Source organism: Mesorhizobium robiniae (assembly GCF_040545535.1).
Lineage (GTDB): Bacteria > Pseudomonadota > Alphaproteobacteria > Rhizobiales > Rhizobiaceae > Mesorhizobium > Mesorhizobium robiniae.
This window is the reverse complement of the sequence record NZ_JBEPMC010000011.1, coordinates 187,598-201,829: the sequence shown is the minus strand read 5'-3', so window position 1 is coordinate 201,829 and position 14,232 is coordinate 187,598. Positions and strand designations below refer to the sequence as shown.

At 62.6% G+C, this 14,232-nt stretch carries 17 protein-coding genes; 9 read left to right on the top strand and 8 right to left on the bottom strand.

The features are described 5' to 3' along the window. Position 1 precedes the first annotated feature (1 nt). Positions 2-1,228 (bottom strand): FAD-dependent monooxygenase, encoded by a 1,227-nt coding sequence (locus ABID19_RS26895; RefSeq protein ID WP_354493935.1) that lies wholly within the window; start codon positions 1,226-1,228, stop codon positions 2-4. Positions 1,229-1,244: 16 nt separating this feature from the next. After that, on the bottom strand, positions 1,245-1,490 hold the full coding sequence (locus tag ABID19_RS26890; RefSeq protein ID WP_354493934.1) for a zinc-finger domain-containing protein: 246 nt from the start codon (positions 1,488-1,490) through the stop codon (positions 1,245-1,247). Positions 1,491-1,808: 318 nt separating this feature from the next. Between ABID19_RS26890 and ABID19_RS26885 the strand changes: the two genes are divergently transcribed. Further along, positions 1,809-4,010 carry an RNA degradosome polyphosphate kinase gene (locus ABID19_RS26885; protein ID WP_354493933.1) on the top strand — a complete coding sequence of 734 codons (2,202 nt, stop codon included), beginning with the start codon at positions 1,809-1,811 and terminating at the stop codon, positions 4,008-4,010. Next, positions 4,010-5,542, top strand: a complete 1,533-nt coding sequence (gene ppx, locus ABID19_RS26880) for an exopolyphosphatase (RefSeq protein ID WP_354493932.1) — start codon at positions 4,010-4,012, stop codon at positions 5,540-5,542. Before ABID19_RS26885 ends, ppx begins: the two co-directional genes overlap by 1 nt. Positions 5,543-5,555: 13 nt before the next feature. Here the strand turns inward: ppx and ABID19_RS26875 are convergent, their stop codons facing one another. The 4 genes from ABID19_RS26875 to ABID19_RS26860 all read right to left on the bottom strand — a co-directional run bounded on the left by ABID19_RS26875 (position 5,556) and on the right by ABID19_RS26860 (position 8,980). Beyond that, on the bottom strand, positions 5,556-5,978 hold the full coding sequence (locus ABID19_RS26875; RefSeq protein ID WP_354493931.1) for a DoxX family protein: 423 nt from the start codon (positions 5,976-5,978) through the stop codon (positions 5,556-5,558). A 149-nt stretch (positions 5,979-6,127) separates the two neighbouring features. Then, the gene (locus ABID19_RS26870; RefSeq protein WP_354493930.1) at positions 6,128-6,550 is read right to left on the bottom strand and encodes a DoxX family protein; all 423 of its coding nucleotides are present in this window, start codon (positions 6,548-6,550) and stop codon (positions 6,128-6,130) included. A gap of 142 nt (positions 6,551-6,692) precedes the next feature. Continuing rightward, on the bottom strand, positions 6,693-8,090 hold the full coding sequence (gene fumC / locus ABID19_RS26865) for a class II fumarate hydratase (RefSeq protein ID WP_354493929.1): 1,398 nt from the start codon (positions 8,088-8,090) through the stop codon (positions 6,693-6,695). Between the two features lie 107 nt (positions 8,091-8,197). Further along, positions 8,198-8,980, bottom strand: coding sequence for an NIPSNAP family protein (locus ABID19_RS26860; RefSeq protein ID WP_354493928.1), 783 nt, complete (start codon positions 8,978-8,980; stop codon positions 8,198-8,200). 96 nt (positions 8,981-9,076) lie between these two features. Between ABID19_RS26860 and ABID19_RS26855 the strand changes: the two genes are divergently transcribed. After that, a complete protein-coding gene (locus ABID19_RS26855; RefSeq protein ID WP_354493927.1) occupies positions 9,077-9,742 on the top strand; it encodes a TetR/AcrR family transcriptional regulator in 666 nt (221 codons plus the stop codon). A gap of 57 nt (positions 9,743-9,799) precedes the next feature. Here the strand turns inward: ABID19_RS26855 and ABID19_RS26850 are convergent, their stop codons facing one another. Continuing rightward, entirely contained in the window at positions 9,800-10,387 is a 588-nt protein-coding gene (locus tag ABID19_RS26850) for a hypothetical protein (RefSeq protein WP_354493926.1), read from the bottom strand. Between the two features lie 127 nt (positions 10,388-10,514). Between ABID19_RS26850 and ABID19_RS26845 the strand changes: the two genes are divergently transcribed. Further along, positions 10,515-11,636, top strand: a complete 1,122-nt coding sequence (locus tag ABID19_RS26845) for a metallophosphoesterase (protein ID WP_354493925.1) — start codon at positions 10,515-10,517, stop codon at positions 11,634-11,636. A 69-nt stretch (positions 11,637-11,705) separates the two neighbouring features. Here the strand turns inward: ABID19_RS26845 and ABID19_RS26840 are convergent, their stop codons facing one another. Further along, positions 11,706-11,894 carry a CsbD family protein gene (locus ABID19_RS26840; protein ID WP_354493924.1) on the bottom strand — a complete coding sequence of 63 codons (189 nt, stop codon included), beginning with the start codon at positions 11,892-11,894 and terminating at the stop codon, positions 11,706-11,708. A gap of 553 nt (positions 11,895-12,447) precedes the next feature. Here ABID19_RS26840 and ABID19_RS26835 point away from each other — a divergent pair. From ABID19_RS26835 to ABID19_RS26815, 5 genes are all read left to right on the top strand, one after another. Next, positions 12,448-12,657, top strand: a complete 210-nt coding sequence (locus ABID19_RS26835) for a cold-shock protein (RefSeq protein WP_010915421.1) — start codon at positions 12,448-12,450, stop codon at positions 12,655-12,657. A gap of 345 nt (positions 12,658-13,002) precedes the next feature. Continuing rightward, positions 13,003-13,230 carry a hypothetical protein gene (locus ABID19_RS26830; protein WP_354493923.1) on the top strand — a complete coding sequence of 76 codons (228 nt, stop codon included), beginning with the start codon at positions 13,003-13,005 and terminating at the stop codon, positions 13,228-13,230. Next, entirely contained in the window at positions 13,230-13,637 is a 408-nt protein-coding gene (locus ABID19_RS26825; RefSeq protein WP_029354216.1) for a hypothetical protein, read from the top strand. The genes ABID19_RS26830 and ABID19_RS26825 overlap by 1 nt, the downstream gene beginning before the upstream one ends. A 1-nt stretch (position 13,638) precedes the next feature. Next, positions 13,639-13,797, top strand: a complete 159-nt coding sequence (locus ABID19_RS26820) for a hypothetical protein (protein ID WP_354493922.1) — start codon at positions 13,639-13,641, stop codon at positions 13,795-13,797. Positions 13,798-13,802: 5 nt separating this feature from the next. Next, positions 13,803-14,228, top strand: coding sequence for a YkgJ family cysteine cluster protein (locus ABID19_RS26815; RefSeq protein WP_354493921.1), 426 nt, complete (start codon positions 13,803-13,805; stop codon positions 14,226-14,228). The last annotated feature ends 4 nt before the right edge of the window (positions 14,229-14,232 follow it).

The window sequence follows — 14,232 nt, the reverse complement described above, 5'->3', positions numbered from 1 at the left end:
GCTATTGGCCGCCGACTTCCGGCGTCCGCCAGCCATAGAGCCAGTCAAGATCGGCCGCGAGCTTTTCCGGCGAGCGCAGCTTCAGGAACAGGTTGCGCGCGACCGCCACCGGCCCCGAGGCATGCCAGGCGAGGCGGTTGAGCGCACCACGGCGGGCGACCTTGGCGATGCGCGGCCGCCGCACCTTTTCCCAGGCGGCAAGCGCCTGCCAAGGATCGGCGGGCGAGGCGGCGACAAAGCCGGCAAGGGTTGCGGCATCCTCGATCGCCATCGCCGCGCCCTGCGCCGCAAACGGCGTCATCGCATGCGCTGCATCACCGATCAGCGCGATGCCGGCGGGCGTCGTCCATAGCTGGGCCTGGTCGACCGTATGGATCGGCCATGCGGTCCACGGGCCGGCATCCTCGACAAGCCGGGCCAGTGCTGCCGCCGTGCCACGCATGGCGCCGGCGAGGATTTCGGGATCGGCGCGACCTGACCAGCCCTCAGTGATGATCTCGCCCCTGGTGAAGGCAGCCAGGTTGAACGCCGCACCGTTGCTGACCGGATAGGCGACGAGGTGGAAGCCGGGATGCAGGAAGGTGGTCACGCAATCGGCGGCGCCGAACGCCGCAAAAGCTTCGCCCGCGGCACTGTCTGCGCTGATCGTAGCGCGCCAGGCAAGCTCGCCCGAAAACCGGCTTCTGGCCGCAAACCCGCCAAAAGCGCGGACCGCCGACCACACGCCATCGGCGCCGATCAGCAGAAAGCCATCGGCTTCGACGGTCTTGCCGGCAATCTCGACTTTTGCCGTGGTATGGCGCGGTCCTGCGGCGACGTCGCCGACGCGCGCGCCGGTGACGAGACTGATATCAGGTTGTTCGGCAAGGCGCGCCATCAGCGCGTCTTGCAGATCAGCCCGATGAGCGACGAGATAGGGCGCCTGCCAGCGCCTTTCGGCCGCTTCGCCAAGCGGCACTCGCGCCAGCTCGCGCAGCGTGGCGGCGTCCTTGAGCACGACCGCCTCCGGCCGCACCGTCGCCGGCCGCAGCCGCTCGAGCACACCGAACTGGCGAAGGATGCGCGTCGCGTTGGGCGAGAGCTGGATGCCGGCGCCGGCCGCTTCCAGGCGCGGCGCCTGTTCGAACAGCCGCACCAGATAGCCGCGCTCGGAAAATGCCAGCGCCGCAGTCAGTCCGGCGACGCCGGCTCCGGCGATGACGACCTGCCGGGACCGGGTGTCGTCCATGGAGATGGCGTGCGCGTCAGGCGGCCTGGTCGATATAGTGGCATCCCGCAGGCTGCGTTTCCGTTGCCTTCAGCTTTGGCGAATAGCGAAAAAGCGTCGAGCAATAGGGACAGACTTTTTCATTGTCGTCGCCCATGTCGAGAAACACATGCGGATGGTCGAAAGGCGGATTTGCGCCGGTGCACATGAATTCCTTGACGCCGATGTCGATCGCAGCATAGCCCGCATCGTTCTGGAAATGGGGAATGGAACCGCCTGCCATCGTCGTCTCCTACATCTGCCGCATGACCCGGATCATGCGTAAAATCAAAATTCCACGGCGGCACTTGCGCGTCCAAGAACGTACCGCGCTGTAGCCTGGATTGCATCTGGATCATAACCGGTCTCTTTGCAAGATCGATGAAATCAAACTGTCGTAAAAGCCTGTCACAGGATAAGCTAAGCCGGTTAAGGCATGGCCGCGAAAATCGAATTCGGTTTCGTCGGGGATCATGCGTAGCTTAAAAGTGGTAGAGCGTCCTTTGCGTATCCGGAATGACGCGCGACGCTGTGGCCAGCGGGTGCGAAACGAGCAGGAACCATGAACGAACTAAAGCCGGTGCAGAGCGAATTCACCACTGTCGAGGTGGCGAGCCCAGAGGGCGGCAACCCGGACCGCTTCGTCAACCGCGAGTTTTCTTGGCTGCAATTCAATCGCCGCGTCCTCGAGGAATCGCTGAACGCCAATCATCCGCTGCTCGAGCGTGTCCGCTTCCTGTCGATTTCGGCCGCCAATCTCGACGAGTTCTTCATGGTCCGTGTCGCGGGTCTCGCCGGCCAGGTCCGCGAAGGCATCACGCTGAAGAGCCCGGACGGCCGCACCCCCGAACAGCAGCTGGAACAGTTGCTGCGCGAGGTCGAGCGTCTGCAGGAAGATCAGCAGAAAAGCCTTTCCGCGCTGATGCTGCTGCTCGACAAGGAAGGCATCGAGAGCATCAGCCGCGATGCGCTGACCAAGGATGAGAAGACCTGGCTCGAGGATCATTTCCAGGAGCAGGTGTTTCCGGTGCTGACGCCGCTATCGATCGATCCGGCGCATCCGTTCCCGTTCATTCCCAATCTCGGCTTCTCGATGGCCCTGCAACTGCGCCATCGCAGAAATGGCGAGGAGATGAGTGCGCTGTTGCGTCTGCCGGTGGCGCTGAAGCGCTTCATCCGCTTGCCCGACCGCAAGCACCATATCCGCTTCATTCCGCTGGAAGAGGCGGTCGGCCTCTATATCGGCAAGCTGTTCCCCGGCTACGAAGTCAAGGGCTCCGGCACGTTCCGCATCATCCGCGACAGTGACATCGAGGTCGAGGAGGAGTCCGAGGATCTCGTGCGCCTGTTCGAGACGGCGCTGAAGCGCCGCCGCCGCGGCTCGGTCATCCGGATCGAATTCGACAAGCTGATGCCGCCCGAACTGCGCGACTTCGTCGCCGGCGAACTTGGCGTCTCATCGAGCCGTATCAGCGTGCTTACCGGTCCGTTGGCACTCAGCCAGATTTCAGAGATCGTCGCCATCACCCGCGACGATCTCAAATTCAGGCCCTATAACCCGCGCTTTCCCGAACGTATCCGCGAGCACGGCGGTGACTGTTTCGCCGCCATTCGCGAGAAGGACATTATCGTCCATCACCCCTACGAATCTTTCGACGTGGTAGTGCAGTTCCTGCGCCAGGCGATGGCCGATCCGGAAGTGGTGGCGATCAAGCAGACGCTCTATCGCACCTCGAACGACAGCCCGATCGTGCGCGCTTTGGTTGACGCCGCAGAGGCTGGCAAATCGGTTACGGCGCTGGTCGAGCTCAAGGCGCGTTTCGACGAGGAAGCCAACATCCGCTGGGCGCGCGACCTCGAGCGCGCCGGCGTTCAGGTCGTCTTCGGCTTCCTCGAACTGAAGACCCATGCGAAAATGTCGCTGGTGGTGCGGCGCGAGGACGGCAAGCTGCGCAACTACGTGCATCTCGGCACCGGCAACTACCACCCGGTCACCGCGCGCATCTACACCGACCTGTCGTTCTTCACCACCGATCCGACGATCGCCCGCGATGTCGCCCAGTTGTTCAACTTCATCACCGGCTACGCCGAGCCGGCCGAGGAGATGCGGCTGGCCATCTCGCCCTTCACGCTGCGCAAGCGCATCCTCAAGCACATTTCGGACGAGATCGCCCATGCGCTGGAGGGCAGGCCGGCCCGCATCTGGATGAAGATGAATTCACTGGTCGACCCGATCATCATCGACGCGCTCTATGACGCCAGCCGCGCCGGCGTCGAGATCGATCTCGTCGTGCGCGGCATCTGCTGCCTGAGGCCTCAGGTGCCGGGTCTGTCGGAGAACATAAGGGTCAAGTCGATCGTCGGCCGCTTCCTCGAACACAGCCGCATCTACTGTTTCGGCAACGGCCATGGGCTGCCGTCAGACGGAGCTGTCGTCTACATCTCATCGGCCGATTTGATGCCGCGCAATCTCGATCGCCGCGTCGAGACCATGGTGCCGATCACCAATCCAACTGTGCATGAACAGGTTCTCGGCCAGATCATGCTGGGCAACATCATGGACAACCAGCAAAGTTTCGACGTATTGGCTGACGGAACCTCCCGGCGCGCCGTGCTTGAGGAGGGCGAGGAACCGTTCAACGCGCAGGAATATTTCATGACCAATCCGAGCCTTTCGGGACGGGGCGATGCGCTGAAATCGCATGCGCCCAAGCGCATCGCGCAGTTCAAGCGCCGCAAGAAAAACGGCGCAGCGTCCGGCTGATGATTTCAACGTCCCAGGGCCGGCTTCAGGACCGCCGACCGCTGTCCATCATCGACATCGGGTCGAACTCGATCCGTCTTGTCGTCTATGAAGGGTTGTCGCGCTCGCCGACTACGCTGTTCAACGAAAAGATGCTGGCTGGCCTGGGTCGCGGCATCGTTTCGACCGGAAAGCTCGACCCCGAGGCGGTGACCCGCTCGATGGACGAGTTTCGCCGTTTCCGCGCGCTGTCCGAGCAGGCCGGCGCCGAGCATATGTATGTGCTGGCGACCGCCGCCGCCCGCGAGGCTATCAACGGCCCCGATTTCATCCACCGCGCCGAAGATGTGCTCAAGACCGAGGTCCAGGTGCTGAGCGGACGCCAGGAAGCTCATTATTCCGCGCTTGGCGTCATTTCCGGCTTCCATCCGGCCTACGGCATCGCCGGCGACCTCGGCGGCGGCAGCCTCGAACTGGTCGACGTCGACGGCGAGACGATCGGCGACGGCATCACGCTGCCGCTGGGCGGCCTGCGCCTGCAGGACATGGCGAAGAGCTCACTGGCCCAGGCGGGAAAGATAGCGCGCGACGAACTCGCGAAAGCAAAGCTCCTGAGCGGCGGGCGGGGCAGGCCATTCTACGCGGTCGGCGGTACCTGGCGAAATCTCGCCCGGCTGCACATGGAAATGACCAACTATTCGCTGGCTGTCATGCACCACTACGAGATAGGCATCGACAGCGCTGCCAACTTCCTTAAGCAGGTGGCCAAGGGTGAGATCGAGAAGGTGAGGGGTATCGAGGGCGTCTCGAAGAACCGCCGCTCGCTGCTGCCTTATGGCGCCATCGTGCTTCAGGAGATCATGGCGGCGATGCAGCCGTCCAAGATCATCGTCTCGGCGCTGGGCGTGCGCGAGGGCTTTCTCTATTCGCTGCTCGACGAAGCCGAGCAGAAGGCGGATCCGCTGATCTCGGCCTCGGAGGAACTCGCCCGGCTGCGCTCGCGCTCGGTCGCCCACGCGCATGAGCTGGTCGAGTGGACGGGCAAGGCCTTCGCCGCCTTTGGTATCGACGAGACCGACGATGAGAGGCGCTATCGCCAGGCCGCTTGTTTGCTTGCCGACATCGGCTGGCGCGCGCATCCCGAATATCGCGGCAAGCAGTCGCTCAACATCATCGCTCATGCCTCCTTCATCGGCGTCGACCACCCCGGGCGCGCCTTCCTGGCGCTTGTCAATCTGTTTCGTCACGAAGGCTTGTTCAACGAAGCCGCTCCGGAAATCCGGGGTTTGGCGACGCCGCGCTACCTCGAGCGCGCCCGCGCACTGGCCGCGGTGATGCGCGTCGTCTACGTGCTGACGGCGGCGATGCCGGGCGTCATGCCGCGGCTGAAATGGGAGAGCCGTGGCAATGGTGTGCTGGCGCTGGTGCTGCCGGCGTCGCTGGCCGATCTTTACGGCGAGCGGCCGGCCGGGCGCTTGGCGCAACTGGCTAGGGTCACCAATCGCCGCCTGGTGCTGGCAGTCGAGGGCGGGTCAAGCGCGCCAGCCAAGTAATCTGGCTCAGTCGTCAAGTTGCGCCGGCACCGGTCACAAACGCCCGCCCGTCGATCGAATAAGTGCCGGCACCTGCCATCGCCAGCGCCAGAAAACCGCCTGATAGGGCGATGTCCTTCATCAGCATCTGTGAATGCATGAAGGTCAGCGTCGGATCGCCGCCGCCCTGGCCATAATGGCCGATGACGCCTGCCGCGATGCAAAAGGCGGCAAGAAGGAGCGCTACGATCGAGGTGTTGAGGCCGACGAGGATGAGCAGTCCGGCGATCAGCTCGAACAGGCCCGTCGCCCAGGCTACGAGTGTCGGCAGCGGCAGGCCGAGGCCGGCAAAATAGCCCGATGTGCCGGCAACGTCGCTGAGCGCGTGGAAGCCGGACGGAACGAACAGGGCGGCGAGCAGAAGACGGGAAAGCAGAAGCAGCGCATTGCGGGGCATCGTCAGCTCCGATCTTGGCGACCGATTGGTCTTTGCCGAGGGCCGATCCTAGCAAAGTTCCGGCCAGCAGATCGACGGGCATAAACCGACAACGAAAAAGGGGCACGGAAAATTCCGCGCCCCTTGCTGCAACAGCTATTTAGCTTGCTTCAGCTGCGCTTGGCGCCGACCGAATAGGCGCCGGCGCCCGAGGAAGCCAGCACGAGGAAGCCGCCGGCAATCGCCAGGTTCTTCATGAAGCTGATCATCTGCATCTGATCGGCCCAGCCGGTGTGGGCGACCAGCCCGGTAGCGACTGTGAAGACCGCCAGCACCCAGGCAACGACCCGGGTCTGGAAACCGATCAGTATAGCAAGGCCGCCGAGCAGCTCGAGCAGGCCGACGACAACAGCCGTTACGGTCGGCATCGGCAGGCCCATGCTGCCGAAGTAGCCGGCGGTGCCGGCGATCGCAGTGAGCTTGCCGAAACCGGAAAGCACGAAGATGACTGAAAGCAGGACACGGCCAAGCAGGATGGTGGCTGAGGCGTTGGAAACGGTGCCGGAACCGGCAACGGATGTGTTGGTGGACATGGTGACTCTCTCCGGAACGGGTTGTAGTGCCGCTGAGATAGAGCAGGTCGACTGTTCACCAAAGATGTGGATTCGGTTACAGATCGTTCACCGCAGTAACGTTTTTGCGATCAGCGCAAAAATCATCCGGGATGACGTGCCGTCACCCGGGATGTGTCATGTCCTCCGGCCGCACCAGGCGGTCGTAGTCGGCTTCGCTGACCAGCCCGGTGGCCAGCGCTTCCTCGCGCAAGGTCGTACCGTTCTTGTGCGCGGTCTTGGCGATCTTGGCGGCGTTGTCGTAGCCGATGGTCGGCGCCAATGCCGTCACCAGCATCAGCGAACGGTCGAGGGCAGCCTTGATGTTGTCTTCCCGCGCCTCGATGCCGACGACGCAATTGTCGGTAAACGAGATGGCGGCGTCGGCGAGCAGCTGCACTGACTGCAGGAAATTATAGGCCATCAGCGGATTGTAGACGTTGAGCTCGAAATGGCCCTGACTGCCGGCGAAGGTCACAGCCGCATTGTTGCCGAACACCTGAATGCAGACCTGCGTCAACGCCTCGCACTGGGTGGGGTTGACCTTGCCCGGCATGATCGACGAACCCGGCTCGTTTTCCGGCAGCGACAGTTCACCAAGGCCGGAGCGCGGGCCGGAGCCGAGCAGGCGAATGTCGTTGGCAATCTTGAACAGGGCGCCGGCGCAGGCGTTGATGGCGCCGTGCGAGAACACCATGGAATCATGGGCCGCCAGCGCCTCGAACTTGTTCGGCGCGGTGACGAAGCCGATGCCGGTGATCTCAGCGATGCGCGCCGCCACCTTTTCGGCAAAGCCGACCGGCGCATTGAGGCCGGTGCCGACGGCGGTGCCGCCCTGTGCCAGTTCCTGCAGGCCGGGCAGCGTCATCTCGATGCGCTTAATTGACGAGGCGACCTGCGCTGCATAGCCGGAGAATTCCTGGCCAAGGGTGAGGGGCGTCGCGTCCTGCGTATGCGTGCGGCCGATCTTGATGATGTGGGCGAAAGCTTTGGTCTTGGCTTCGAGCGCCGCATGCAAATGTTTCAGCCCCGGCAACAGGTCGTGCACGATGCGTTCGGCGCAGGCGATGTGCATGGCCGTCGGATAGGTATCGTTCGACGACTGGCTCATATTGACGTGGTCGTTGGGGTGTACTGGCTTCTTCGACCCGAGGACGCCGCCCAGCAGCTCGATCGCCCGATTGGAGATCACCTCGTTGGCGTTCATGTTGGACTGTGTGCCCGAGCCGGTCTGCCAGACGACCAGCGGGAAATGATCGTTGAGCTTGCCGTCGATGACTTCCTGGGAGGCTTCTATGATCGCCTTGCCGATAGCCGGGTCGAGCCGCTTCAGCTCCATATTGGCTTCGGCCGCCGCGCGCTTGACGATGCCGAGCGCGCGAACGATCGACGTCGGCTGCTTTTCCCAGCCGATTTTGAAATTGCCTAGGGAACGCTGCGCCTGCGCGCCCCAGTAGCGGTCGGCGGCGACCTCGATGGGACCGAACGTGTCGGTTTCGGTTCTGGTCTCTGGCGCGCTCACTTGGTCTCTCCGGCTTGCAATTTTGCAAACGGCCTATCGCGTTGCACAAAAGCCTTCAAGCGAAGATTGCGAGCGATAAGAATGCAAATCGGTTTGAAGAGCGCCTCTTACCCAACAAGCAACGATCGTGAGGTCGGAGATAGGCGCAAGGTCTCGGTCGATCCCGCCAGACATGTCTGGACCTTCTGCTGCAATGCCTGCCACTCCGGAGAACCGGCAAGCGCCGCTTCAAAGCTTGCATGGGCGTCCGTACTGTCGAAGCCCGCGACACTGATAAAAACGTTTTCACCTAAGCGGACCGGCAGGCGTGGAAAGCTGTTTTCGGCATGCTCGGTGACGAAAGCAGCAAGCGGCCGCGCTCCAAGTGCCGCCAAGACAGGAATGGCGTCGGTTTCGAAGCGGCTGGCGAAGTCGGCTTCGGCATCAGGCCGCAGATGATGAATCTTGATGACAACGATACCCGACAAACGATTGTTTCTGCTCGGCTTTTCGTGATCCTGAAAAGCCGCTCGTTGCGAGCCAGTCAGGTCGAAGCCCGCGCCCGGCCATGCGGGTTTCAGCAACAGCACGTCGTCGGAGTCAATCATGGTGGCATTGGCGGCATCGCGCCAGGCAGCCCACACGGGCCCCTCGTAGAACGCAGCCAGTGCATTTTTCCTCGCTTCCATGCCGTCGAAGCCGCGCAGCCAGACGAACATGTCAGGCCGGTCGAGATCGCGGAACTGGCCAATGATGGTCATCCCAGCGGTTTCCTGGCCCTCGATCAGGTGACGGTCGAAGATACTGATCAGCGCATCGCGCCGGCCAGGTTTCAGCGTGTATTGCCTGAGCTCGACGACCGGCGAGGCATTGAGGCCGGACTTCAACGGGACATTCAGGGGCGGGCTCATCGCGCAATCTCCAAAACAGGATAGTCATCCTGTTTTATAAAACAGACCGGTTGTCCTGTTTTGTCAATCTGCTATCTCTAGGACATGTCAGCAGAGATGATCACTCGCCCAAAGGCGTTGCCCGGGAAACGCACTAACGACCCGGAAGGTCTGCGCAAACGCGTGCTCGATGTCGCCGAAGCCTCCTTTCAGGCGCGCGGCTACCACGCTTCCAGCATCGGCGACCTGATGGCGGCGGCTGATGTCACCGGTGGCGCGCTGCACCATCATTTCCCGACCAAGAAGGCGCTGGCGCTGGCGGTGATCGAGGAGCGGGTGGCGGCGGCCGTGGAAGAAACATGGATCGCCCCGGTGCAGGCGGCAGGCTCGGCGCGCGAGGGTATACGCAAGGTGTTCGACACCGTGGCGGCGGAACTGGAACAGCAGGGTTTCGTGCGCGGCTGCCCGCTCAACAATCTGGCGCACGAACTATCGCTCGCCGATCCGGATTTTCGCACTGCCCTTGCCGGCATCTTTTCGGCATGGCGCGCGGCGATTGCCGATAAGATCAGGGCCGATCAGCAAGCGGGCAGGGAGCAGGGCATCGACCCGCAGCGCTTCGCAGCACTAGCGGTCGCCACCTATTCCGGCGCCATGTCGATGGCCAAGACGACGCAGGATTCTGCTGTGCTGCGCGATTGCCTGATGGCGCTGGAGCCGGGAGCTGTCCCGGCAAGAGCGAAGCGACGTCGCCGGGTGCTGCTGCGCTCCGGAAGCCTTTGATTTCGGGGACAACACCCCTCTGGCCTACGGGACGGAGGGGTGGGAAGGCTGAGGGGGCTACTCCGCCAATGGCTTGATCGTCTCGTAGCCGACCACGCTTTCGCCGCTGGTGCCCTCGTCATAGCGCCTGGCCAGAACGGCCTGCAGGTCGGGCGCGTAGAGCGCGGTGAATTCATCCTCTGTCTTGCCGGCCTCATTCTTGATCGTCTGCCTGACAGTGAGCACGTTGTATTTGCAGTCGCCCAGGCTGAACGTCTCCTTGCCTTTGACGTCGATCTCGAGCGTCTCGGTGCCCTTCGGTTGTTTGTTGGGTGCGAGACGGACGAACACGGTCTTGCTTTTCGCCCCGGCCTTGAGCGGAAACAGCTTTCTGAGATCGGAAAACGGGATCACGGCAAGCTGACCGGTCTCGCTGTCGCGAAACACCTCGATCAGACCGCCGAACAGAAACTGCGTCTGCGGCGATTGAGACTCGTATCTGTTGGCAACCGACACCATTCCACCCGCCGCCGGCCGAAACTCGCTGTGGATGCCGGGCCTTTCGAGAATAAAGCCGGCTTTGGCTGCCTTGGCGTCGATGCACTCCGCACCGTGAGCGGCGCTCGCCAGGATGGTGAGTGTCGTGCCGATGGATATAGTCTTCATAGCGTCCTCCTCTGCCCGTAGAAGTTGAGTTCAGACACCGAAAGAAATGCCAGACCTGCGGCACCGTGTCGACATTCCGTTCGGGGCAACTGGACGAAGAGGCGCTGGCTGTGCTGAACTTCGCGCCATGAATTCCATCTCGGCAGGATCACTCTCCCGGCGCAGCTTCTTGGCGCAGGCGGCGGGGTTTGCCGCGGCCGGCGCCCTTGCGCGGCCGGCCCTTGGTCAGACCCGGCAGCCTGTCGACGCCACCTTCCTGTTCGTCGCCGATGTCCATGCCTGCCGCATGGCCAGCGGGCTGAGTCCCAATTGCCAGCAGGAAGGCAAGACCGACGCCGCTTTGCTGCGCAGTGTTGTCGCGTTGAACGGCCTTGGCGAAAAGGAGTGGCCGGCCGAAATCAACCGCATCGCCACCGGCCTGCGCTCGGCCGGCAGCCGCATCGGCACGCCGCTCGGCCTCGTCGTCGGCGGCGACATGACCGACGACGGCGGCGGCCAGGTCACCCAGCCCAGCGAAGGCACGCAGCTCCTTCAGTTCAGCCAGCGTTACCAGGAGGGTGTCGGCCCCGATCGCGTGCATGTGCCGGTCTATGTCGGGCTCGGCAACCACGATCTCGACCAGAACGGCCCGCCGCAGCACGTCGACTGGTACCGCCGCGAAATGCGCGACTACGTCGAGGTCAATCACCGCTCCGGCGTGTTCTTCAAGCCGCCGGTGCCGGTGACCGATTACGATGTCGACACCGACTGCTATTCATGGGACTGGGGCGGCCTGCATCTCGTGCAAACGCACCGTTTTGCCGGCGACACCGGCCACGGCGCGGCATCCGGCCTACCATGGCTGAAGCAGGATCTGGCGGCCCACGCGGCGGACGGCCGCCCGGTCATCCTGTTCCAGCACTACGGTTGGGATGTTTTTTCGATCGAACGGTGGGATGCCGCCAAAAGCACCTTCGACGATGACGGCACTGGCGCTCCGCATTGGTGGAGCGCGGCGGACCGGCAGGCGCTGCTGACAGCACTGAAGGGTTACAATGTCATCGGCATTTTCCATGGCCACCAGCATGAGACACCGATGATCTACCGCAGCGATGGGCTCGATTTGTTCAAGCCCAAGGCTGCCTATATGGGCGGCTTCGCGCTGGCGCGGGTAACCGGCGACGGCATAGACGTGGTGCTTGGCGAAGCTGTTGGCGACCATGGCGAGGTCGCTTTCGCCAACGCTTTCTCGAAGAGCCTGAACTTCTAACGGCATCAACTGAGGCAAACAGGAGGCCAAGCCGCCTTCCTCATCGCTATCGAAACAGCCGCGCACGGATCAGAGCGCCTTCCTGACCCTGTCCTTCACGTCGCCATAGGTCTTCTGCAATTTGCCGGCGATCTTGTCGGCCGAGCCTTCAGCCTCGATGCGCCTGTTGCCGGTGGCCTTGCCGGCGGCTTTCTTCACCGAACCTTTGACCTGCTTGACCATGCCCGCAACCTGATCCTTGTTCACCATGGGCCGCATCTCCTGGAATCAATTTGCCGTTTGGGAAACGGGCGGCTGGTTTTTCGGTTCCGAGCCCACGGCCCGCGGAGGTGGCGAAGGGGACAGGGCCGGAGCCCGATCCGGCCCGCCGGCGGTTAAGCGGCGATCGCCGCTCACCATAAAAGAACGCCCCTCGCGCGTTTTATTGCCCGGGAGGCGTCCTTTGTGTCAGCCTTTCCGGAGATTGCTCTCGTGAACTGCTGACGATACCCAAAATGCACGGACGCCAAAATGGTTCCCGGTATGGCGCATTTTTTCAACAGCTGCGCTCGATCGATTTCGGTGCCAAATCCGCCATCGAATCTCCTGCCTCAGCCAGGCTTACGGTGACCGGTCCGTCCGGTGGCGAAAGCAAAAATTGACACGGCGCCAAAAGAAGTCTATAAGAAATTCGTCGATATTTGTTTGACTGACTTTTGTTATCCGCGTGCCTAGGCGCGCCTTTGACGAACTTCCCCCATCAAAATCGAGACAAACGCTGTTGTGCATTCGCATGACGGCGAACGAATATTTGCCACGGAAAGGGTTCGTTATGAGCACAGGCACAGTTAAATGGTTCAACGCCACCAAGGGTTTTGGTTTTATTCAGCCTGACGACGGCTCGGCCGACGTTTTTGTCCACATCTCGGCCGTAGAGCGTGCCGGAATGCGCGACATCGTCGAGGGCCAGAAGCTCGGCTACGAGATGGTCCGCGACAACAAGTCGGGCAAGATGTCCGCCGATCAGTTGAAGGCGGCCTAAAACGGAATTCAGCCTCCCCGGTGACCACGGATGTACTGGCATTGGTGAATGGCGAATTTCGCGCATGGCCCCGGAAACATCAGTTTCCGGAAGGATCATGCGCAGAATGAGAAAGTGCCAGCGCGTTCATGTGGATGCGCGGCGCTCCAGCGGAAGGTCAGGCAATGCCTGGCCTTTTGCATTTGGGGCGCTTCAAAGTTCGAAAAGAGCACCGCGCGTTTGCTTGAACGTGTTAAGGGTGCTTCAGCAATTTGAATCCGACTGCCGTATTGCTTTGTGCGTGGTCCTGGTCGAAAGACCGGTCTCGCCATTTGCGGCATTACGCTCCGAACCGGGAGAAAGACCTTGACCGCCACTTCAAAGAAATCCCGCGACCTGGCCGAATCCATCTTCAGCAAGACTCAGACCCAGTCCATGTCGCTCAACCGCATCATTTCCGAACAGGATGCCGCCAGCCAGGCCCGGGAAGCCAAGACCGCGCGACTGCGCGAACTGCGCCTGGAAAAGGAAGCCGACGATATGGCTGCCGCCGCCGCGCTCGCCGCCTTGTCGAAGCGCGTGGGCAAGCGCTGATGGCTACCAAGCGCGTCCCGCAAAAGGCGATCGCCGCCGATTCGACCATCGCCGATGTCGTAGGAGAGCTCGACAAGCCGGTCGAATATGTCCGGCGCGTGCTCGAAAAGCTCGAGCGCTGCAAGCGCGCCCATGGCGATGCCCAGGTCCGCCTTGGCGTGCGTGGTCGCTCCGAATGCCCGAACTACCTGATCGAGTATGTCCGCGAAAATGCCAAGACCCATGAGCGGGTCACCCATCAGGATGCCGCCTATAGCGGCAGCACGCATCGCGAACTGGCGCCCCGGCACATCGAGGAGGCCAGGAACTGGTCGCCCGAGGAAATGAACATCACGGCGGTCTCGGCGCTGATCGGCCGCCTTCGCAACCCGAATGCGCCATCATCGCGTTTCTCCGACGAGGATTGATATGGCCATAAAATTCTCCGCCAAGGATCAGCCGGCAGCATCCGCTGCCACCGCCAAGCCGGCCGCCGCGCCGAAAGCCGACGTTACCGCCGAGGCCGCGGCCGATCTGTTCAAGTCGCCGGCGGAAGTGGCGTCGCGCAAGACCAGGAAGAAGAAATAGCCTCCTTGCCGCGAAAAGCCGATCTGGATCCCGTTGCGTCAGGGCTGCTTGCCCTCGCGAACGCCGGAGATTTTTCGTCTCTGGGGGAGGGCGTCGCTCCTCTCTTCAACTGCCAGAGCTGCGGCGCCTGCTGTTCCTATTCGGCCGAATGGCCGCGCTTTTCGACCGAGGATGACGCGCAGCTCGACCGGATCCCGCAGAAATACGTGGCGGCCGACGAAGCCGGCATGCGCTGCGACGGCGTGCGCTGTTCGGCACTTTCCGGCGAGGTCGGCAAGTCGACCGCTTGCGGCATCTACGAGGTCCGACCGGACGTCTGCCGTGCCTGCATGCCCGGTGGCGACGATTGCCTGATGGCGCGCAGGGCGCATGGATTGCCGGTGGAGCTGCCGATCGCCTCCCTCCACCACAGCTTGTGCGGCGAGCCCTGACTGG